Source organism: Pseudomonas sp. LAMO17WK12:I5 (genome assembly GCF_900215165.1).
Lineage (GTDB): Bacteria > Pseudomonadota > Gammaproteobacteria > Pseudomonadales > Pseudomonadaceae > Aquipseudomonas > Aquipseudomonas putida_A.
Genome location: NZ_OBDS01000015.1, coordinates 14,495 through 34,894 on the forward strand (window position 1 = coordinate 14,495; position 20,400 = coordinate 34,894).

13 protein-coding genes are annotated in these 20,400 nt (G+C 61.3%); 6 read left to right on the forward strand and 7 right to left on the reverse strand.

The genetic code is table 11. The annotated features are described in order from the left end of the window. Window positions 1-74: 74 nt before the first annotated feature. Window positions 75-1,484, forward strand: a complete 1,410-nt coding sequence (gene mapR / locus CRO59_RS24280; RefSeq protein WP_008087199.1) for a GntR family transcriptional regulator MpaR — start codon at window positions 75-77, stop codon at window positions 1,482-1,484. Window positions 1,485-1,618: 134 nt separating this feature from the next. Here mapR and CRO59_RS24285 read toward each other — a convergent pair whose 3' ends face one another. From CRO59_RS24285 to tpx, 7 genes are all read right to left on the reverse strand, one after another. After that, window positions 1,619-2,365, reverse strand: a complete 747-nt coding sequence (locus CRO59_RS24285; RefSeq protein ID WP_007968514.1) for an SDR family oxidoreductase — start codon at window positions 2,363-2,365, stop codon at window positions 1,619-1,621. A 98-nt stretch (window positions 2,366-2,463) separates the two neighbouring features. Continuing rightward, the gene (locus CRO59_RS24290; RefSeq protein WP_097090098.1) at window positions 2,464-4,542 is read right to left on the reverse strand and encodes a bifunctional diguanylate cyclase/phosphodiesterase; all 2,079 of its coding nucleotides are present in this window, start codon (window positions 4,540-4,542) and stop codon (window positions 2,464-2,466) included. 288 nt (window positions 4,543-4,830) lie between these two features. Next, entirely contained in the window at window positions 4,831-6,300 is a 1,470-nt protein-coding gene (locus CRO59_RS24295; RefSeq protein ID WP_097090097.1) for an efflux transporter outer membrane subunit, read from the reverse strand. Next, window positions 6,297-9,404, reverse strand: a complete 3,108-nt coding sequence (locus tag CRO59_RS24300; protein ID WP_097090096.1) for an efflux RND transporter permease subunit — start codon at window positions 9,402-9,404, stop codon at window positions 6,297-6,299. The genes CRO59_RS24295 and CRO59_RS24300 overlap by 4 nt, the downstream gene beginning before the upstream one ends. 142 nt (window positions 9,405-9,546) lie before the next feature. Next, complete coding sequence (locus CRO59_RS24305; protein ID WP_097090095.1) at window positions 9,547-12,648, reverse strand: MdtB/MuxB family multidrug efflux RND transporter permease subunit; 3,102 nt, start codon at window positions 12,646-12,648, stop codon at window positions 9,547-9,549. Continuing rightward, a complete protein-coding gene (locus tag CRO59_RS24310; protein WP_097090094.1) occupies window positions 12,645-13,952 on the reverse strand; it encodes an MdtA/MuxA family multidrug efflux RND transporter periplasmic adaptor subunit in 1,308 nt (435 codons plus the stop codon). The genes CRO59_RS24305 and CRO59_RS24310 overlap by 4 nt, the downstream gene beginning before the upstream one ends. Window positions 13,953-14,127: 175 nt before the next feature. Next, window positions 14,128-14,628 (reverse strand): thiol peroxidase, encoded by a 501-nt coding sequence (tpx, locus tag CRO59_RS24315; protein ID WP_041066982.1) that lies wholly within the window; start codon window positions 14,626-14,628, stop codon window positions 14,128-14,130. 364 nt (window positions 14,629-14,992) lie between these two features. On the opposite strand from tpx, the gene CRO59_RS24320 reads away from it, so the two are divergent. From CRO59_RS24320 to CRO59_RS24340, 5 genes are all read left to right on the forward strand, one after another. Next, entirely contained in the window at window positions 14,993-15,418 is a 426-nt protein-coding gene (locus CRO59_RS24320) for a YciI family protein (RefSeq protein WP_097090093.1), read from the forward strand. Between the two features lie 339 nt (window positions 15,419-15,757). After that, window positions 15,758-16,549: a hypothetical protein gene (locus tag CRO59_RS24325; RefSeq protein WP_097090092.1), complete on the forward strand. Its 792-nt coding sequence runs from the start codon at window positions 15,758-15,760 to the stop codon at window positions 16,547-16,549. Between the two features lie 10 nt (window positions 16,550-16,559). Next, on the forward strand, window positions 16,560-18,011 hold the full coding sequence (locus CRO59_RS24330) for a DUF1254 domain-containing protein (RefSeq protein WP_097090091.1): 1,452 nt from the start codon (window positions 16,560-16,562) through the stop codon (window positions 18,009-18,011). 13 nt (window positions 18,012-18,024) lie between these two features. Next, window positions 18,025-19,428, forward strand: a complete 1,404-nt coding sequence (locus CRO59_RS24335; RefSeq protein WP_097090090.1) for a DUF1254 domain-containing protein — start codon at window positions 18,025-18,027, stop codon at window positions 19,426-19,428. 12 nt (window positions 19,429-19,440) lie between these two features. Continuing rightward, window positions 19,441-20,391, forward strand: a complete 951-nt coding sequence (locus tag CRO59_RS24340; RefSeq protein ID WP_027613736.1) for a transporter — start codon at window positions 19,441-19,443, stop codon at window positions 20,389-20,391. Window positions 20,392-20,400 lie beyond the last annotated feature (9 nt).

Sequence of the window (20,400 nt, forward strand, 5' to 3'; positions counted from 1 at the left end):
TCCAGTGTGGAAGCGAGCCTGCTCGCGAATGAAGGCACCGCGGTCTTCCAGAATGAACCCAACCCGGACCCAAGATGAAACGCTACGAAAAATTCGCCGACGACATCGCTGAACTGATCCGCTCCGGCGTGCTCGGCCCCGGGCAACGGGTGCCGTCGGTGCGCTACGCCAGCCAGACCTACGGGGTCAGCCCGTCCACGGTGTTCCAGGCCTATTACCTGCTGGAACGTCGCGGTCTGATCCGCGCGCGGCCGCGCTCCGGCTACTTCGTCAACACCCACGCACCGAGTCCGTTCTCGGAGCCGGTGATCAGCAGCCACGTCAACGACTCCACCGAAGTCGACGTCAGCGAACTGGTGTTCTCGGTGCTGGAATCGATCAAGGACCCGAGCACCGTGCCCTTCGGCTCCGCGTTCCCCAGCCCGACCCTGTTCCCGTTGCAACGTCTGTCACGTTCGCTGGCCAGTGCGGCGCGGGAGATGGACCCGCGCATGGTGGTCACCGACATGTCGCCGGGCAATCCGCAACTGCGCCGGCAGATCGCTCTGCGCTACATGGTCGGCGGGCTGATGCTGCCGATGGAAGAACTGCTGATCACCAACGGCGCCCTCGAAGCGCTGAACCTGTGCCTGCAAGCGGTGACCGAGCCGGGCGATCTGGTGGCCATCGAAGCCCCGGCGTTCTACGCCAGCCTGCAAGTGCTGGAGCGCTTGAAACTCAAAGCCGTGGAAATCCCCGTGCACCCGCGCGACGGTATCGACCTCGGCGTGCTCGCCCAGACCCTGGAGCGCCATCCGATCAAGGCCTGCTGGTGCATGACCAGTTTCCAGAACCCAATGGGCGCGACCATGCCCGAGGCGAAGAAACAGGAACTGGTGGAACTGCTGCGCCGGCATCAGGTGCCGCTGATCGAGGACGATGTCTACGCCGAACTCTATTACGGTCAGCAGGCACCGAAACCGGCCAAGGCCTTCGATACCGAAGGGCTGGTGATGCACTGCGGTTCGTTCGCCAAGAGCCTGGCCCCCGGCTACCGCATCGGCTGGGTCGCCGCCGGGCGTTACGCACAGAAAATCGAACGGCTGAAACTGATGACCTCGCTGTGTGCCTCGATGCCGGCGCAAGCGGCCATCGCCGACTACCTGCAACACGGCGGCTACGACCGCCATCTGCGCAAACTGCGCTACGCCCTGGAAGAACAGCAAAGCGCGATGCTCGCAGCGATTGCCCGCTATTTCCCGGCGCAGACCCGCGTTAGTCAACCGGCCGGCGGCTATTTCCTGTGGCTGGAACTGCCACCGCAGATGGATTCGTTGAAGTTGTTTCAGATGGCGTTGGCGCAGGGCATCAGCATCGCGCCGGGGCCGATTTTCTCGCCGACTCAGCGGTTCAGGAACTGCATTCGCCTGAATTACGGCAGCCCGTGGACCGAGGATTCGGAGAAGGCGATGGAGACGTTGGGGCGGATTGTGCGGTCGTTCTGACAGCCCTGTGTTGTCTGGGCTATTGCCTTCGCGAGCAGGCTCGCTCCCACCCTGGATTTGTGCAGGACACAGAACCAATGTGGGAGCGAGCCTGCTCGCGAAGAGGGCCGACCTGACAGCGAAACTCTCTGGACTTAACGCCCTCCACCCAAATCAACAAACGTCCCGGTCGCATAAGAAGCCTTGTCCGACAGCAACCAGACAATCGCCTCCGCCACCTCATCCGGGCGCCCGCCCCGGGCCATCGGAATCGCCGACTCAAGTTTGCTGACCCGATCCGGATCGCCGCTCAATGCATGGAAATCGGTATAGATATAGCCCGGACGCACCGCGTTGACCCGAATCCCCTCACCCGCCACTTCCTTGGACAAACCGATGGTGAAGGTGTCGAGCGCACCTTTGGACGCGGCGTAGTCGACGTACTCGTTGGGCGAGCCCAGGCGTGCGGCGACCGAGGAGACGTTGACGATGCTGCCGCCCTGCCCGCCGTGTTTTGGCGACATGCGCAGGATCGCGTGCTTGGCGCAGAGGATCGGCGCCAGGACGTTGGTTTTCATGATTTTGAGAATGCGGAATTCGGACATTTCATCGACCCGCGACTTGTGCCCGACGGTGCCGGCGTTGTTCACCAGCGCGGTGACCCGCCCCAATTCGGTGTCGACCCGCTGAAACAGCGCGATGACTTCGTCTTCGATGCTGACATCGGCGCGTACCGCAATGGCTTGCGCCCCCAGCGCCCGCACTTGCTCCAGCACGCTTTGCGCGGCCTGTTCATCCGACTGATAGTTGATGCAGATCCGATAGCCCTGCCCGGCAGCCAACAACGCCGTAGCGGCGCCAATTCCGCGCCCGCCACCGGTGATTACCATGACTTTATCCATGCTGGCCCTTCCCCCCAATGCACACGTAACAGTCGGGTTGAAGAATAACCGCCATTGGGCGGTTTTGCATGGGCTCTGATCACCTCACCACAGCAATCTCAAACGACCAACGGCTGCGGATTGACAATGTTCTGCATGAACGCGTCAGCAGGCATCGGATGGCCCAACAGATAGCCCTGCAACGAATCACAGCCCAACTGCGTGAGGAAATCCTGCTGCACGCCGGTCTCCACCCCCTCGGCAACAATGCGCAAACCGAGTGCCTGGCCCAGCGCCACGATCGCCGAGACGATGGCCGCGTCATCGCTGTCATGCTCCAGATCGCGGACAAAACCGCGGTCGATCTTCAGCTCGTTGGCCGGCAAACGCTTGAGGTACATCAGGCTCGAATAACCGGTGCCGAAGTCGTCGATCGACAGGTCGACGCCCATGTCGGACAACTCCTGCAACACCTTCATGCTCGCATCCGCGTCGCTCATGGCCGTGGTTTCGGTGATCTCCAGGGTCAGGCTGTTGGCCGGCAGGTGGTGGGTCGCCAGCGCCTTGGCCACGCTCTGCACCAGCCCCGCGTGGCAGAACTGCAAGGCCGAGAGGTTCACCGCAATGCGCCAGTCGGTGTAACCGAGCACGTACCATTCGCGCATCTGCCGGCAAGCTTCATTGAGCACCCATTCACCGATGGCGATGATCAGGCCGGTCTTCTCTGCCAGATCGATAAATTTGTCGGGCAGCAACATGCCCTGGGTCGGATGCTGCCAGCGCAGCAGCGCTTCGGCACCGACCGGACGACCACTGATGGCGTCGAATTTGGGCTGGAAATACAGGCTGAACTGACTGTGCTCCAGCGCGGCGCGCAGATCCTGCAACAGCTGCAACTGCTTGCGCGCGTTGCTGTTCATCGAGGCATCGAAGAAGCTGTAACCGTTTTTGCCGCTGCCCTTGGCGTGATACATCGCCGCGTCGGCGTTCATCAGCAGTTCCTGAGCGCTCAGGCCGTTGCCCGGGTACAGGGCGATGCCGACGCTGGCAGAAATCTGCAAGTCGTGCTCGGCCACGCGGAACGCCTGACCGAGCAACCCGACCTGACGCGCGGCCAGCCCCAGAGCATCGTCGGGTTCGCTCAGACGCACCAGCAGCACGAACTCGTCGCCGCCAATTCGCGCGAGCGTATCCTGACTGCGCAGATCTTCGCGCAGGCGCACCCCGACTTCACGCAGCAACTGGTCACCCATGTGGTGGCCGAAGGCATCGTTGACCGGTTTGAAACCGTCCAGATCGATAAACATCAACGCAAAACAACCGCCCTGCTCCTCGACCTTCTTCATCGCCTGATTAATCCGGTCGTCCAGCAGCATACGGTTCGGCAGACCGGTCAGGGTGTCGTGCAATGCCAGTTGCGTCAGTTCACGGTTGGCCAGGGTCAGCGAGTGCGCCAGATCGGCGGTACGCGCTTCAAGGCGCGCATCGAGAATTGAGGTGAGCAAGGCGATCGACAGCACCGCCAGCGTGGTGATCAGCACCAGATTGTCGAGGCCATTGCCCTTGAGGCCGTCGAGCGTCGCACCGCAGAAACTGCCATCAGGAAACTGCGCGGCGGCCATGCCGGTGTAGTGCATGCCGACAATCGCGATGCCCATGATCACTGCCGCACCACCACGAATCAGACGCACATAAGGCGAGTGCTGGCGCAGGCGGAAGGCGATCCATAACGCCGCTGCCGAAGCTGCGACAGCAATCAGCAACGAAGCGCCGAACAGGCTCGGGTCGTAATCGATGCCAGGCGTCATGCGCAGCGCGGCCATGCCGGTGTAATGCATTGCACTGATGCCGGCGCCCATGATCAAGGCGCCGAAACCCAACTGCAGGATCGGCAATTTCGGCTGGCTGACCAGCCACAGGGCAAACCCGCAGGACAGCACGGCAATCAGCAGCGACAGCGCGGTAATCGCAATGTCGTAACCCAGTTCGATCGGCAACTTGAAGGCCAACATGCCGATGAAGTGCATCGACCAGACGCCGACTCCCATCGCCAGCGCGCCGCCCGCCGTCCAGAAATGCACTGCGCGGCCACGGGCGCTGGCGATGCGCCCGGTCAGATCGAGCGCGGTGTAGGACGCGAGGATCGCCACACACAAAGAAATGAAAACCAGGGTGAAGGAATAATTACCGATGAGCATGAAGATTCTCGCGACCACCCACGCCGTACTGCGTCCATTCTCGGCCGGGCAAATGCGGCGATTGTACTGATTGCGCAGAAGAACGCACTGACAAAGTAATCATTTTGCCATCAAGCCGATGAAACGCTTGTTTGATGGTTTTGCGAGGCTCTGGCCCGGGCCTCGTTCTCAGGATTCCGGCAATCAGCGCGATTGATGTGGGAGCGAGCCTGCTCGCGAAAAAGCCAGCACGTTCATCGCAGATATCGACCGAACTGACGCCTTCGCAAGCAGGCTCGCTCCCACGGATCAGCGATTGTCGCTGACATCGAGTTGTCCGTCCCAGCCGCCACCCAGCGCCGCAATCAATTGCACACTGGCGATCAAGCGGTTCTGCAGAATGTTCAGCACAGTCCGCTCGTTGCTCAGCGCCGTGGCTTGCACCACAACCACATCGATGTAGGCAATCAACCCGGCCTTGTACTGGTTCTGGGTCAGGCGCAGCGAATCGCGCGCGGCATCCAGCGCTTCCTGACGCACCGCCGCCTCGTCTTCATACACCTTCAATTGCACCAGATAGTTTTCCACTTCACGGAAGCCATCGAGTACGGTCTGGCGATACTTGGCGACGGTCTGGTCGTACGCCGCCTCGGTGCGATCAACTTCGGCCGAACGGATGCCACCGTCGAATATCGGCAAGTTCAGTTTCGGCCCGACCGACCAGAAACGGTTCGGTAGCGTTAAAAGATTTTTCGAGGTACTGCTGCTGTAGCCGCCGCTCATGCTCAAGGTCAGATCGGGGTAATACGCGGCTTTGGCCACGCCGATATTGGCGTTGGCGGCGATCACCGAGCGTTCCGCCGAGGCAATGTCCGGACGTCGCTCCAGCAACTGCGACGGCAGGCTCAGGGGAATCTGCGGCAGATTTGGAATGTTCTGCGTTTCGGCGATGCTGAATTCGGCCGGCGCCTGTCCGGTGAGCACGGCGATGGCATTTTCAAACTGCGCCCGCTGCCAGATCAGGTCGACCAGATCGGCCTGAGTGGTTTTCAACTGGGTCTGCGCCTGCGCCACCGCATCACGCCCGGAAATCCCCGCGCGGTACTGGTTCTGGGTCATTTGCAGGGATTTTTCGTAGGCCGCGACGGTGGCTTCGAGCAGGCGTTTCTGTTGGTCGATGACCCGCAGTTGCAGGTAGTTCTGCACCAGCTCCGACTGCTGGCTCAGACGCATCGCGGCCAGATCGGCGAAGCTCGCCTGGGCGCTGGCCTCGTTGGCTTCCAGGCCTCGGCGCAATTTGCCCCAGATATCCGCTTCCCAACTCACGCCCAACTGCGCGTTGTAGGTATCGCGAATACCGCTGGCAGAACTGCTCAGGCTCGAACTGCTGCTGCCGGTGCCCTGGCTGGAGCGGGTCTTGCCCACGCTCAGGTCGACACTGGGATAAAACGCCCCACGGGCGCTGCGCACTAAGGCCTGGGCTTGACGGAACTGCGCTTCGGATTGCGCGACGGTCTGGTTGGAACTGTTGAGTTTTTCGATCAGGCCATTGAGCTGCTGATCACCGTACAACTCCCACCAGGCGCCGCGCGCCAGCGAGTCGCTCGGATTAGCCTGACGCCAGCCTTCGGCCTCTTTGTATTGCGCGACCTCGGCGGTCTGCGGACGCTGATAGTCCGGGCCGACGGCGCAGGCACTGAGCATCGCCACGCACAGCGACAGGCTCAACAAGCGCGAACCGCGCGCAGTGGCCAGATTGAGAAGCGAACGGTCAGTCATATCGGAGTTTCCAGAGCGGCGTCAGTACGCACGCCGCGCCACTTGTTGAAGCGGTGGCGCAGCTTGTCGAGATAGAGGTAAACCACAGGCGTGGTGTAAAGGGTCAATACCTGGCTGAAGACCAGGCCGCCGATGATGGTCAGGCCCAATGGCTGGCGCATTTCCGCGCCCTCCGCCCGGCCAAGCAGCAACGGCAAGGCGCCGAGGATCGCCGCCAGGGTGGTCATCAGAATCGGCCGCAGCCGTTGCAGGCAGGCGCTGCGGATCGACTCCAGCGGCGACAGGCCCTGATGGCGCTCCAGTTGCAGCGCCAGATCGATCATCAGGATCGCGTTTTTCTTCACCACCCCGATCAACAGGAACAATCCGAGCAGCGAGATCAGGCTGAACTCGCCGCCCAGCGCATAGATCGACAGCAACGCACCGACCCCGGCCGACGGCAAGGTCGAAAGAATCGTCAGTGGGTGAATGTAGCTTTCATACAGCACACCGAGCACCAGATACACCGCCAGCAGCGCGCCGAGGATCATGAACGGCTGACTCTTCTGCGTCGCGGCAAAGGCATCGGCGGTGCCGGCCATTTTCGCGATCACGTCTTCTGGCAGACCGACCTTGGCAATCGCCCGTTCGATCGCGGCACTGCCCTGCTCCACGGTCACGCCTTCGGCCATGTCAAACGCGATGCTTTCGGAAGCGAACTGGCCTTCGTGGCTGACGCGGTCGTCTTCCAGGCTGTTTTCGTAATGGGCGATGGTCGACAACGGAATCCGCGCACCGTCAGCGGTAATCACCTGCACCTGATTGAGCGTCACCGGATCCTGCGCGTATTTCGGATTGACCTCCATCACCACCTGGTACTGGTTGAGGCTGTCGTAGATCGTCGAAATCTGCCGCTGGCTGTAGGCGTTGTTCAACACCGCCGTGACCATGTTCATGTCGACCCCGAGGCGTTTGGCCTGATCACGGTCGACAATCAACGTCACCTGCTGTGCGCCGCGCCCCTCGCGGGCATCAATGGCGGTCAGCTCCGGCAATGCGCGCAGCGCGGTCACCACTTTCGGGTACCACTCGCGCAACGCCCCCAGATCGCCGCTTTGCAGGATGTAGCTGTATTGCGAGGTGGTCTGCTCGCGGCCACCACCGAACTGCAGATCCTGATCCGCCATCAGCATCAACTGGGCGCCGGGCACCTTGGGCATTTCCTTGCGCAGGCGTTCGATGACTTTCTGCGCCGACAGGTTGCGTTCCTTGATCGGCTTCAGCCGTACCAGCATGAACGCGTTGTTGGTGCCGTTGCTGCCGCCGATAAACCCGGCGACGCTTTCCACTGCTTCGTCCTTGAGCACGGCGCGGCGGAAGGTTTCCATTTTCGGCTGCATCACGCTGAACGACAGACCGTCGTCACCCCGGACGAAACCGATCAACTGGCCGGTGTCCTGCTGCGGCATGAAGGTCTTCGGTACGACTACGTACAGCGCAACGTTGACCCCGACCGTGATGATCAGACTAAGCAAGGTCAGACGCCGATGGCGCAGCACCCAATCGAGGCTGGTCGCATATTTGCCGACCATCCAGTCGTTGGTCCGGCGGCTCCAGCGTTGCAAACGGTTTTCCTGGCCCGGCGTGTGCGGCTTGAGCCAGCGCGCGCAGAGCATCGGAGTCAACGTCAGCGAGACCACCAGCGAGACCACGATGGCTGCTGCCAGGGTGATGGAAAACTCGCGGAACAGACTCTCGACAATCCCGCCCATGAACAGGATCGACAGGAACACCGCCACCAGCGACACGTTCATCGACAGCAAGGTGAAACCGACTTCCTTGGCCCCGAGATAGGCAGCCTTCATCGGTTTCACGCCTTCGTCGATGTGCCGGGAGATGTTCTCCAGCACCACGATGGCATCGTCCACCACCAGTCCGGTCGCCAGAATCAGCGCCATCAGCGACAAGTTGTTCAGCGAGAAGCCATAGAGGTACATCACCGCAAAGGTGCCGACCAGCGACACCGGCACTGCCAGCGTCGGAATCAGCGAGGCGCGGAAATTCCCGAGAAACAGGAACACCACCAGAATCACCAGCGCCACGGCGATCAGCAGGGTCATTTCCGCTTCGTGCAGCGTGGCCTTGATCACCGGCGAGCGATCCATCGCCAGGTTCAGCTTGACGCTGGCCGGCAGTACCGCCTGCAACGCCGGCAACTGCGCCTTGATCTCGTTGACCGTCTCGATGATGTTGGCACCGGCCTGACGATTGATCACCAGCAGTACCGCCGCGTCATCGTTGAAGAAGCCGCTGTTGTAACGGTCTTCGACGCCGTCGCTGACCTTGGCCACGTCCTTCAGGCGCAGGGCCGCGCCGTCCTTGTAATGGATGATCAGCGACTCGTAATCCTTGGCCTTCTCCAACTGGTCGTTGGCCTGGATCTGCCACAGGCGCTCGCCGTCTTCGACCGAGCCCTTGGGCCGGCGCACGTTGGCCCCGGCGATGGTCTTGCGCACATCATCGAGCGCCACGCCGTACTGGTTCAGCGCCTGTGGTTCAAGTTCGATACGTACCGCCGGCAGCGAACTGCCGCCGATCTGCACTTCACCCACGCCCTGCACCTGGGACAGGCTCTGCGAGAGGATGGTCGAGGCCAGGTCGTAGAGCTGGCCTTTTTCCAGCACATCCGAGGTCAGCGACAGCACCATGATCGGTGCCTGCGACGGGTTGACCTTCTTGTAGGTCGGCATGCTGCGCATCCCGCTCGGCAACAGGTTGCGTGAAGCGTTGATCGCCGCCTGCACTTCCCGCGCCGCGCCGTTGATATCACGGTCGAGGTCAAATTGCAGAATGACCCGGGTCGAACCCTGGCTGGAACGGCTGCTCATGGTGTTGACACCGGCAATCGCGCCGAACGAGCGCTCCAGCGGCGTCGCCACCGTGGACGCCATCACCTCGGGACTGGCGCCGGGCAGACTGGCCTGGACCACGATCACCGGGAAATCCATTTGCGGCAGCGGCGACACCGGCAACAGACCGAAACTGACACCGCCCAGCAGCATGATCGCCAGACTCAGGAGCATGGTCGCGACCGGGCGCTTGATGAAAGGACCGGACAGGTTCATTGACCAAGATCCTTACTTTCACCGCACTCCCCTGTAGGAGTGAGCCCGCTCGCGATGAGGTCGGCACATTCAATATCGGTAGGGACAGACACACCGCTATCGCGAGCAGGCTCACTCCTACAAGGGGTATGTGTACGGACAGTCATACCGAAACCTCTTCACGGTCGGCATTGGTCTTGCCAAAGCGCCGACCGAGGCGGTCGAAATACAGGTAGATCACCGGCGTGGTGAACAGGGTCAGCACCTGGCTCACCAGCAAGCCGCCGACCATCACCAGACCCAGTGGTTGACGCAACTCAGCCCCGGAACCGGTGGCGAGCATCAACGGCACCGCGCCGAACAGCGCCGCTAGAGTGGTCATCAGAATCGGCCGGAAGCGCAGCAGCGCCGCCTGATAGATCGCCTGCTCCGGCGCCATGCCCTGGGTGCGTTCGGCGTCGAGGGCGAAGTCGATCATCATGATCGCGTTCTTCTTGACGATACCGATCAGCAGGATGATGCCGATGATCGCGATCATGCCCAGGTCATTGCCGCTGAGCAGCAACGCCAGCAAGGCGCCGACCGCCGCCGACGGCAGGGTCGAGAGAATGGTGATCGGGTGGATGTAACTTTCGTAAAGTACGCCGAGCACGATGTACATGGTCACCACCGCCGCCAGAATCAGCAGCAAGGTGCTCGAAAGCGACGCCTGGAACGCTTCGGCCGCGCCCTGAAACTGGGTCTGCACGCCAATCGGCATGCCGATGTCCTTCTGCACCTGATCGATGATGTCCACCGCATGTCCCAGAGCCACACCGGGAGCCAGGTTGAACGACATCATCACCGCAGGGAACTGACCGATGTGGGTGATCGCCAGTTGCGCCTGACGCTCCTCGACATGGGCCAGGCTCGACAGGCGCACCTGCGCACCGTCAGTGGTCTTGACGTGAATCTGATCCAGCGCCGCCGGCCCGATCTTCTCCCCGGCCTGCGCCTGCAGCACCACGCGGTACTGGCTAGCCTGCGTATAAATGGTGGAGATTTGCCGCTGACCGAAGGCGTCATACAGCGCATCGGTGATGTTCTGCACCGAGACACCGAGGCGCGAAGCCGCATCGCGGTCAATCACCAGATAGACCTGCAGGCCTTTATCCTGCAAGTCGCTGGCAACGTCGGTCAGTTCCGGACGCTGGGCCAGGGCTTCGACCAGACGCTCGCTCCACTGGCTGAGCAGTTCAGAATCCGGCGAGGACATACTGAATTGGTACTGGGTGCGGCTGACCCGATCCTCGATGGTCAGATCCTGCACCGGCTGCATGAACAGGCGGATGCCGACCAGTTTGTCCAGTTGCGGTTGCAGGCGCGCGATCACCTCGGTGGCGCTCAGGTCACGCTGGCCGTGGGGCTTGAGGTTGATCAGCAGGCGCCCGCTGTTGAGCGTGGCGTTGTCGCCGTCGACACCGATGTAGGACGACAGGCTTTCAACCGCCGGATCTTCAAGGATTACCTTGGCCAGCGCCTGCTGGCGCTCGCCCATGGCCGCGAAGGAAATCGACTGCGGCGCCTCGGAAATGCCCTGGATCACCCCAGTGTCCTGCACCGGGAAAAAGCCCTTGGGCACCACCATATAAAGCAACACGGTCAGCGCCAGCGTACCGATAGCCACCAACAGGGTCAGCGGCTGGTGTTTGAGCACCCATTGCAACTTGCGCCCGTACGCGGCGATCATCCAGTCGATGAAGCCGCCGCTGGCCCGGTAGAAGCGGCCCTGCTCGTGGGCTTCCGGCTCACGCTTGAGCAAGCGCGCGCACATCATCGGCGTCAGGGTCAGCGAGACCACCAGGGAAATCAGGATCGCTACCGCCAGAGTGATGGCGAACTCGCGGAACAGCCGCCCGACCACGTCAGCCATGAACAGCAGCGGAATCAGTACCGCGATCAGCGACAGGGTCAGGGAGATCAGGGTGAAGCCGATCTGCTTCGCGCCTTTGAGCGCCGCCTGCATCGGGCTGTCACCCTCCTCGATGAAGCGCGCGATGTTCTCCAGCATCACGATCGCATCGTCGACCACGAAACCGGTGGCGATGGTCAGGGCCATCAAGGTCAGGTTGTTGACCGAGAAGCCGGCCAAGTACATCACGCCAAACGTACCGATCAGCGACAGCGGCACCGCAACCGACGGGATGATCGTCGCGCTGGCACGCCGCAAAAACAGGAACGTCACCATCACCACCAGCGCAATGGCGATCAGCAGTTCGTGCTGCACGTCAGTCACCGAGGCGCGGATGGTCTGGGTGCGGTCGGTGAGTACGGTGACATCGAGCCCGGCCGGCAGGTTGTCGGTGATGCTCGGCAGCAACGCCTTGATCCGGTCGACCACCTCGATCACGTTGGCGCCCGGCTGACGCTGGATATTGAGCAGCACTGCCTGATTCTGGTTGGCCCACGCGGCGAGACGTTCGTTCTCCGCGCCGTCGACGATTTCCGCCACATCCTTCAGACGCAACGGCGCGCCGTTCTTGTAGGCGAGGATCAGGTTGGCGTAGTCCTTGGGCGACGTCAGCTGGTCGTTGGCATCGAGCATCGAGACCCGGGTCGGGCCGTCGAAGTTACCTTTCGGCTGGTTGACGTTGGACGCGCCAATCAGCGTGCGCACGTCTTCCAGGTTCAGGCTGTTCGCCGCGAGGGCTTCCGGGTTGACCTTGATCCGCACCGCCTGCCGCTGGCCGCCGGCAATGCTGACCATGCCGACGCCGCTGATCTGGGCGATCTTCTGCGCCATGCGCGTATCGACCAGATCATTGAGCTTGGGCAGGAGCATGGTTTTCGAGGTGATCGCCAGGGTCAGCACCGGGGTATCCGCCGGGTTGACCTTGTTGTACACCGGCGGCGCCGGCAAGTCGGTCGGCAGCAGGTTGGTCGCGGCGTTGATCGCGGCCTGCACCTGCTGTTCGGCGACGTCCATGTTGATGTCGAGGCTGAAGCGCAGGGTCAGCACCGAAGCGCCGCCGGAACTGGTCGAGGCCATTTGCGTCAGGCCCGGCATCTGCCCGAACTGGCGTTCGAGCGGCGCGGTGACGGCACTGGTCATCACGTCCGGACTGGCGCCGGGGTACAGGGTCATGACGCGAATGGTCGGATAATCGACCTGCGGCAATGCCGAGACCGGCAGCAGGCGATAGGCAATCAGGCCGGCCAGCACAATGGCCAGCATGCTCAGGGTGGTGGCTACCGGACGGAGGATGAACAGCCGCGAAATGTTCATGCGCCCTTCTTGGCCTTGTCAGCCGCGGCAGCGTCCGGCGCACTGGCGGCGGGTTTGCCTTGCAGGTGCCCGGTCGGGGTGGTCGGCACCTCATTGCTGTCGTTGACCACTTCGACTTCGCTGCCTTCCTTGAGGCGGTCGGTGCCTTCCAGCACCACGCGATCGCCCGCGGCGAGGCCTTCGGTGACCACAGTGTTGGTGCCGTCACTGGCGCCGATCTTCAGTTGGCGGATGGTGACTTTCTTGTCGCCGTCCAACGCGTAAACGAACGTGCCGTTGGTGCCGAACTGAATCGCCGCCGACGGTGCCAGCACCACGCCTTTGAGGGTGTCGGCCAGCAGATGGACGTTGACGAACTGATTGGGGAACAGCGACTGGTCGCGGTTATCGTAACGGGCCTTGAATTTCAGGGTGCCGGTGGCGACGTCGATCTGGTTGTCGAGGCTTTGCAGCACGCCGCTGGCCTGGATCCTGGTATCGCCGCGATCCCATGCCTCGGCCGGCAGTTTGGCGCCGCTGTGGTAGCGCGCCAATACGGTTTCGAGGCTGTTTTCCGGCAAGGTGAAGACCACGCTGATCGGTTGGGTCTGAGTGATCACCGCAAGGAACGTGGTGTCGTTGGCGGCGACGAGGTTGCCGACGTCGACCTGACGCAGACCGACGCGACCGGCAATCGGCGCGCGGATCTTGGTGAATTCGAGATTGAGCTTGGCGTCGTTGACCGCTGCCTGATTGGTCTTGACCGTGCCCAGGTACTGGCCGACCAGCGCTTCGGCGGTGTCCAGGGTCTGCTTGGCGATGCTGTCTTCCTTGTACAGACCGCGATAACGCTCGACATCGACCTGAGCGTTTTTCAACTGCGCCTGATTCTGCAGCAAGGTGCCTTCAGCCTGGAGCAAGGCGTTCTGGTACGGACGCGGATCGATCTCTGCCAGCAGGTCGCCAGCCTTGACCATCTGCCCTTCCTCGAAGTTGATCTTCACCAGTTCGCCGCCGACCCGGCTGCGCACGTTGATGGTGTTGAGCGCGGTCACCGTGCCCAGCGCCTTGTAATACAGCGGGAAGTCGCCCGTGACCGCCGGGGCCACACGCACCGGAATCGGCCCGGCCGCGCCGCCGAAGCCCGGCCGCATCATCCCCGAACGTCCGGCATGACCGCTCGCCGCCTTGTCGGCGCCCTCCTTGTGGGCCGAACCGGCGGGCCAGAATTTCCAGCACAGGACGGCGATGACCAACAGGACGAGCAGGCTGATCAGCCAGCGACGGGAGTTGCGAGGGGACGATTGCATGGATTGATTAACCATTGGGCGCGTGGGCTTCTTTTACGGGAGGCTGAACGATAAGCACTGATCGGATTTAAGCAAAGCAGCTTTACCGGCAATTTACCTTCAACTTACGTTTCAAGGTGTGAGGCAAAACACTGATACACAAATGAAAACGGCCTGGACAGGGCCAGGCCGTTAACAATTGTAAAAGCGCTTATTTCAGAACGGCGAGTGCTGCGTCGTAGTTCGGCTCTTCAGCGATTTCCTTGACCAGTTCGCTGTGCAGAACGTTGTCGTTCTCGTCCAGAACTACCACGGCACGGGCGGTCAGGCCTTTGAGCGGGCCGTCAGCGATGGCCACGCCGTAGTTTTCGATGAACTCGGCACCGCGCAGGGTCGACAGGTTCTGCACGTTTTCCAGGCCTTCAGCGCCGCAGAAGCGGGCCTGGGCGAATGGCAGGTCAGCCGAGATGCACAGCACCACGGTGTTGTTCAGTTCGTTGGCCTGAGCGTTGAACTTGCGTACCGAAGTCGCGCAGGTCGGGGTATCAACGCTTGGGAAGATGTTCAGCACTTTGCGCTTGCCGGCAAAGTCTTTCAGGGTGACGTCGGACAGATTGCCGGCAACCAGGGAAAAGGCTGGCGCCTTGGAACCGGCTTGTGGCAACTGGCCGTTGACTTGAACCGGGTTGCCTTTGAGGGTGACTTGAGCCATGACTTTAGTCCTTCTTAACGTGGTTATTGAGCATGCAAGAGGCCGAAGTTAACCACGAAATTGTCCGACGACCTATGCCCTGAATGAAAATTGTCAGGGGCCTGCGCAAAAAATTGTATACAACCGCGCAACGATCCTCTGTAGGAGTGAGCCTGCTCGCGATGGCGGTGTATCAGGCAGCTATTCGCTAACTGAAATGACGCCATCGCGAGCAGGCTCACTCCTACAGAGGATCCGTGTGGTCTGTAGTGCTTTTGCTGCTTGTTAAAACGCCGGACTGCATCTTTTATTCAGAGACGTGTCGATTCACGCCCTGCCCGTTCGACTAAGCAGTGAATCAACCCCATTCCCTGGAGAAACCACCATGCGATTCATGATCCTTGTCAAAGCCAGCGCCGATTCCGAAGCCGGCATCATGCCCAGTGAAGAGCTGATCACCGCCATGGGCAACTTCAACGAAGAACTGGTCAAGGCCGGCATCCTCATTGACGCCAATGGGCTGCACCCGAGCAGCAAAGGCGCGCGCGTGCATTTCTCCGGCGACAAGCGCACGGTCATCGACGGCCCGTTCATCGAAACCAAGGAGCTGGTGGCCGGCTACTGGATCTGGGAAGTGAAGTCGAAGGAAGAAGCCATCGAATGGGTCAAACGCTGCCCGAATCCGATGCCAGGCGATTCTGATATCGAAATCCGCCAGATCTTCTCCGCAGAGGATTTCGGCGCCGAGTTCACGCCTGAGGCGCGGGCGCAGGAAGAGCGTGTTCGCGAGCAAGCGAAGAAAAATGCCTGATCCCATGCCGGGTTGAATTTGAAATTGCCATCGCGGGCAAGTCACGCTCCCACAGACATCGAGTCGGTCACAGGATTTGTGAACGCTTCAATACCTGTGGGAGCGTGGCTTGCCCGCGAAAGCGTCAGCACTGACAACACACATTTGATTGATCAGCTCACCACCCGACTGAGACCCCTTAGACAAAACCAAAGAATTAATCCCTTCGACTGGCTAACTCCCGATTAGCTGCTAGCGTGAATCAGACGTGTCCTACAGGCTTGATTAAGAAAGGAATTACGTCCAACGGCCGAGAAGTGCCGGGTCGTCCATGCAGTAGCCACCAGGGAAACGGGGATCATGTCGAAAAAATTGGGGATTCACGCCTTGCTGCTGGCGAGCTCGCTGGCGCCTGTGTTCTGTGCTCTGGCAAATAACGCCGAAGAGGCCAACAAAAGCAACAACCCGCTGAACCTCGCGCCCGGCGCAAACCTGCAGGATTACTACACGCCGAAGCTGTTCGACAGCAACCTGCACACCAACGATGCTTTGCTGCGCGGCACGTTGCCGATTGCGCCCAACGATTTCATCGGTGTGCCGCAATTGCTGCGGGCAACGATGCCGATCAGCACCCGCCCCGATCCGCGCGGCGGCTACAGCACCGGCATCGGCGATCTCAATCTGTTCGACATCTTTCTGCTCAAGACCGACGGCGTGCAGTTGGGTATTGGCCCGCAGATCACCGCGCCGACCGCTGCCGAGGACGAACTGGGCACCGGCAAGTGGCAGGCCGGCCTCGCTGCGGTAGCGATCGATTCGTCGCCGCGCGGCCTGCTCGGTGCGCTGGTGCAGTACCAGAGCTCGTTCGCCGGTGACCACGACCGCGCGCATGTCGAAACGGCAACCATGCAGCCCTTCATCATCCATAACCTGGAAAAAGGCTGGTACCTGCGCTCCACCGGCACCTGGACGTTCGACCTGAAGAACAACACTCACTACATCCCGATCGGCCTGGGTGCGGGCAAAGTCTGGAAGTCCGGGAGCAATATTCTCAACGCCTTCCTCGAACCGCAGTGGACCGTCGAACGCAAAGGCGATGGCGTGCCGCAATTCACCCTGTTCGCCGGGATCAACGTGACATTCGGAAAATAAGGACATCGCCATGCACATCGCTTTACGCGCTGCCGGTTTCAGCCTGATGACCCTGTTCGCCAGCTGCGGCGTCGGTGCCCAGGAGCTCGACACGCGTATCGGCAAGATCGCCATGGAAGGCGAACTGCCGGCCCATGAGTCGATTGCCAGACTCTACGCCGAGCTGGATTTCCAGCAGGCGACCCAAAGTTACCTGTGGGCCTTGCCACTGGTGTCCTACGCGCAGTGGCAGGAAGAGTTTCGCGACAAGCTTGGCGCACGCAACGGCGATCTGATGGTGCTCAACAGCTACGAAGACAAACTCGGCGTGATCACCGCCAACGCCACCACGCCGTACATTCTCGGCTTCGTCGACCTCAGCGAAACCGGGCCGCTGGTGATTGAACTGCCACCGGGACCGACCGCCGGCGGCATCGGCGATTTCTGGCAGCGGGCGATTATCGACATGGGTCAGACCGGCCCGGACAAAGGCCAGGGCGGCAAATACCTGGTGCTGCCACCGGGCGCGGAGCCACCGGCCGATGCCGACAAGTATTACCTGGCCAAATCGGAAACCATGAACGTGCTGGTGGGCTTCCGGGTGCTGGATCCGGATCCGGCCAAAGGCAAGGCGCTGGTCGAGAAATTCAAGATGTACCCGTACGCCAAACGTGCCGAGCCGAGCAAGACCCGCCTGCTGTCGCCTGACGGTAAAAAATGGTCGGGCACCCAGCCGCGCAGCATCGCTTACTGGCAGCGGCTGCACCAGATCATCCAGAAAGAACCGGTGAATGAACGTGATCGCTTCTACATGGCGATGCTCGCCAGTCTCGGCATCGAGAAGGACAAACCCTTCAACCCCAATACCCGGCAGCGTCAGGCCCTGGAGTCCGGCGCGCAGGTCGGTGAGCTGATCGCCAAGGCCAACACCTTTGCCAAGCGCTTTCCTCAGGCGCAGTACTGGCCCGACCGGCATTGGGACACGGTGCTGAACATCGCCGAACCGTCGCAACGCGTGGCCTATTACGACCAGTTGTGGGAACGCAGCGCCTGGTTCTATGAAGCGGTGACCAACACCAAAGGCATGGTCTCCAAGACCCCGGGCCTCGGCCAGACCTATCTTGGCGCCTACACCGACGCCAAGGGTGACTGGCTCGACGGCGGCAAGACCTATCGCCTGCACGTCGGCGCCAACCCGCCAGCCAAGCAGTTCTGGTCGATGACCGTGTACGACATCGACAGCCGTTGCCTGATCGACAATCCGCAGCGCAAGGCCGACCTGTCTTCGCGTCAGGACTTGAAAAAGAACGCCGACGGCTCGGTGGACCTGTACTTCGGCCCAAGCGCGCCCAAAGGCTTCGAAAACAACTGGGTGCAAACCGTGCCCGGCAAGCACTGGTTCAGCTATTTCCGCCTGTACGCGCCGACCGAAGCCTATTTCGACAAGAGCTGGAAACTCGACGACATCACGGTCGTGCAATGAATAAGGACGCTGCATGAACACACGCAATCTATGGCTGACCGGTATCACCCTCGCCCTGAGCTGTAGCGCCTGGGCCGATTTCAGCGCCAGCCCCGAAGAAGCCCGAGGCATCGCCAGGGAAGCCTATCTGTATGGCTTCCCGGTCGTGGAGATGTACAAGACCCTGTACACCCAGGCCGTGGACAGCAAGAGCCCGAACTTCAAGGCACCGTTCAACCAGATCGGCAACACCGCCAAGGCCTTCACCGCCAAGGACACCGCGTTCGTCACGCCGAACGCCGACACGCCCTACTCGTTCGTCTGGATGGACTTGCGCAGCGAACCGCTGATCCTGACCTTGCCGCCGATCGAAGAACACCGTTACTACTCGGTGCAACTGATCGACGCCTACACGCAGAACTTCGCTTACCTGGGCACCCGCAGCACCGGTAATAACGGTGGCCACTTCATGATCGCCGGGCCTGACTGGCAGGGTCAGCAACCGATCAACATCGAGCGGCTGGTGCGCAGCGAAAGCAACATCGCCTACGCGCTGTACCGCACGCAGCTGTTCGACGAAAAAGATCTGGGCAAGGTCAAGCAGATCCAGAAAGGCTACAAGGTCGAGCCGCTGAGCCACTACGTAAAACAGAAGGCCCCGGCGCCGGCGCCGAAAGTCAGTTGGCCGAAACCGACGCCGACCATGAGCGAAACCCCGGAGCTGTTCCGCTACCTGAACTTCATGCTCGCCTTCACCCCGCCGCAGGATGTCGAAAAAGACCTGCTCGCACGCTTCGCCAAAATCGGCATCGGCGCCGGTCAGCCATTCGACCTGAAAACGCTCAGCACCGAGCAACGCAAGGCCCTCGAAGACGGCATCAGTGACGCCAAGGCCGAATTCGCCGCGTTCAAGAAAGACAAGGTCGACACGCACGAAATCAGCAGCGGTGACCTGTTCGGCACCCGCGATCACCTCAAGGGCAATTACCTGTATCGCTACGCCGGCGCCAACATGGGCATCTTCGGCAACTCTGCCGAAGAGGCGAACTACATCGGCTATTTCGTCGATAAGGACGGCCAGCCGGCCAACGCAGCGAAACACGACTACACCCTGCATTTCGACAAAGGCGCCCTGCCCCCGGCCGACGCTTTCTGGTCGCTGACCATGTACGACGGCAAAAGCAAGTTGCTGGTGGCCAACCCGCTCAATCGCTACCTGATCAACTCGCGGATGCTGCCGGATCTCAAGCTCGATGCCGACGGCGGACTGACCCTCTACGTGCAGCACGACAATCCCGGCAAGGACAAGCAGGCCAACTGGCTGCCGGCACCGAACGGGCCGTTCTACGGCGTGTTGCGCCTGTACCTGCCGAAACCGGAAGTGGCCAGCGGCGAGTGGAAGATGCCATTGCTCAACCCGGTCAACTCAAAACAATAAACGGAGCCAGTGATGGTCAAGCCTTACGTTGTGCGTCCGCTGCTGGCGCTGTGCATGATCGGCAGTACTCAACTCTATGCAGCCGAGGGCGGCGTGGGCCGGCCGATCACCGGGCAACAAGTATATTCCAACGCCGGGATCATCCCGCCCGAGCCGGGCTGGGTAGTTTCGGTCACCAGCATCTGGTACGACGGATCGCTCAAGGGCAGTCGTGGCGCGCCGATTTCCGGTGAAGTCAGTGCCGGGATCGACATGAAAGTCTCCTACACCATGACCAACCTGACGCACATCTGGGACACCGGCAAAGGCCCATGGAACTTCGCCTCGGCAATCGGCGTTCCAGTGCAGTACACCGACATTGACGCGGCCATCACCGGCCCGCGCGGACGTACCCTCGGCACCAGCGATTCCGGGACTCAGTTCGCCGACGCGCTGGTCACACCGATTGCCGCCGGCTACCACTTCGACGAGCTCAACCACATCGCGTTCTCCCTGCCGATCTACGTGCCGACCGGTGCCTACAACGACAATCGCCTGGCCAACCCGGGGCAGAACAATTACACGTTCATGCCCACCGTGGCCTTCACCCATCTGGACGGCAAGGGTGGCGAGTTCACCCTGTCCAGTGGCCTGGAGTTCTACACCGAAAACACTGCCACCGATTACCGCAACGGCAATATTTTCACCCTCGACGCCTTGTGGACTCATGGCTTCGGCAGTGGCTGGAGCGCCGGTCTGGCGGCGGGTTATATCCAGCAAATCACCGACGACAAGGGGCAGACCGCCGACAGCCTGAATGGCTTCCGTGGACGCTCCGTCGGCGCCGGGCCGGTGGTCGCCTGGGCCGGAAAATTCGCTGACGCTCAGGCCAACATCAGTGCGCGTTGGGTGCCGGAGTTCGACACCAAGAACCGCCCTGAAGGCAACGGAATTGCCGTCAACATGACCCTGGCGTTTTTCTAGACCGGCCAC

Coding starts and splice junctions, on each gene's coding strand:
- mapR (WP_008087199.1), top strand. CDS start 75: ATGAAACGCTACGAAAAATTCGCCGACGACATCGCTGAACTGATCCGC.
- CRO59_RS24285 (WP_007968514.1), bottom strand. CDS start 2,365: ATGGATAAAGTCATGGTAATCACCGGTGGCGGGCGCGGAATTGGCGCC.
- CRO59_RS24290 (WP_097090098.1), bottom strand. CDS start 4,542: ATGCTCATCGGTAATTATTCCTTCACCCTGGTTTTCATTTCTTTGTGT.
- CRO59_RS24295 (WP_097090097.1), bottom strand. CDS start 6,300: ATGACTGACCGTTCGCTTCTCAATCTGGCCACTGCGCGCGGTTCGCGC.
- CRO59_RS24300 (WP_097090096.1), bottom strand. CDS start 9,404: ATGAACCTGTCCGGTCCTTTCATCAAGCGCCCGGTCGCGACCATGCTC.
- CRO59_RS24305 (WP_097090095.1), bottom strand. CDS start 12,648: ATGAACATTTCGCGGCTGTTCATCCTCCGTCCGGTAGCCACCACCCTG.
- CRO59_RS24310 (WP_097090094.1), bottom strand. CDS start 13,952: ATGGTTAATCAATCCATGCAATCGTCCCCTCGCAACTCCCGTCGCTGG.
- tpx (WP_041066982.1), bottom strand. CDS start 14,628: ATGGCTCAAGTCACCCTCAAAGGCAACCCGGTTCAAGTCAACGGCCAG.
- CRO59_RS24320 (WP_097090093.1), top strand. CDS start 14,993: ATGCGATTCATGATCCTTGTCAAAGCCAGCGCCGATTCCGAAGCCGGC.
- CRO59_RS24325 (WP_097090092.1), top strand. CDS start 15,758: ATGTCGAAAAAATTGGGGATTCACGCCTTGCTGCTGGCGAGCTCGCTG.
- CRO59_RS24330 (WP_097090091.1), top strand. CDS start 16,560: ATGCACATCGCTTTACGCGCTGCCGGTTTCAGCCTGATGACCCTGTTC.
- CRO59_RS24335 (WP_097090090.1), top strand. CDS start 18,025: ATGAACACACGCAATCTATGGCTGACCGGTATCACCCTCGCCCTGAGC.
- CRO59_RS24340 (WP_027613736.1), top strand. CDS start 19,441: ATGGTCAAGCCTTACGTTGTGCGTCCGCTGCTGGCGCTGTGCATGATC.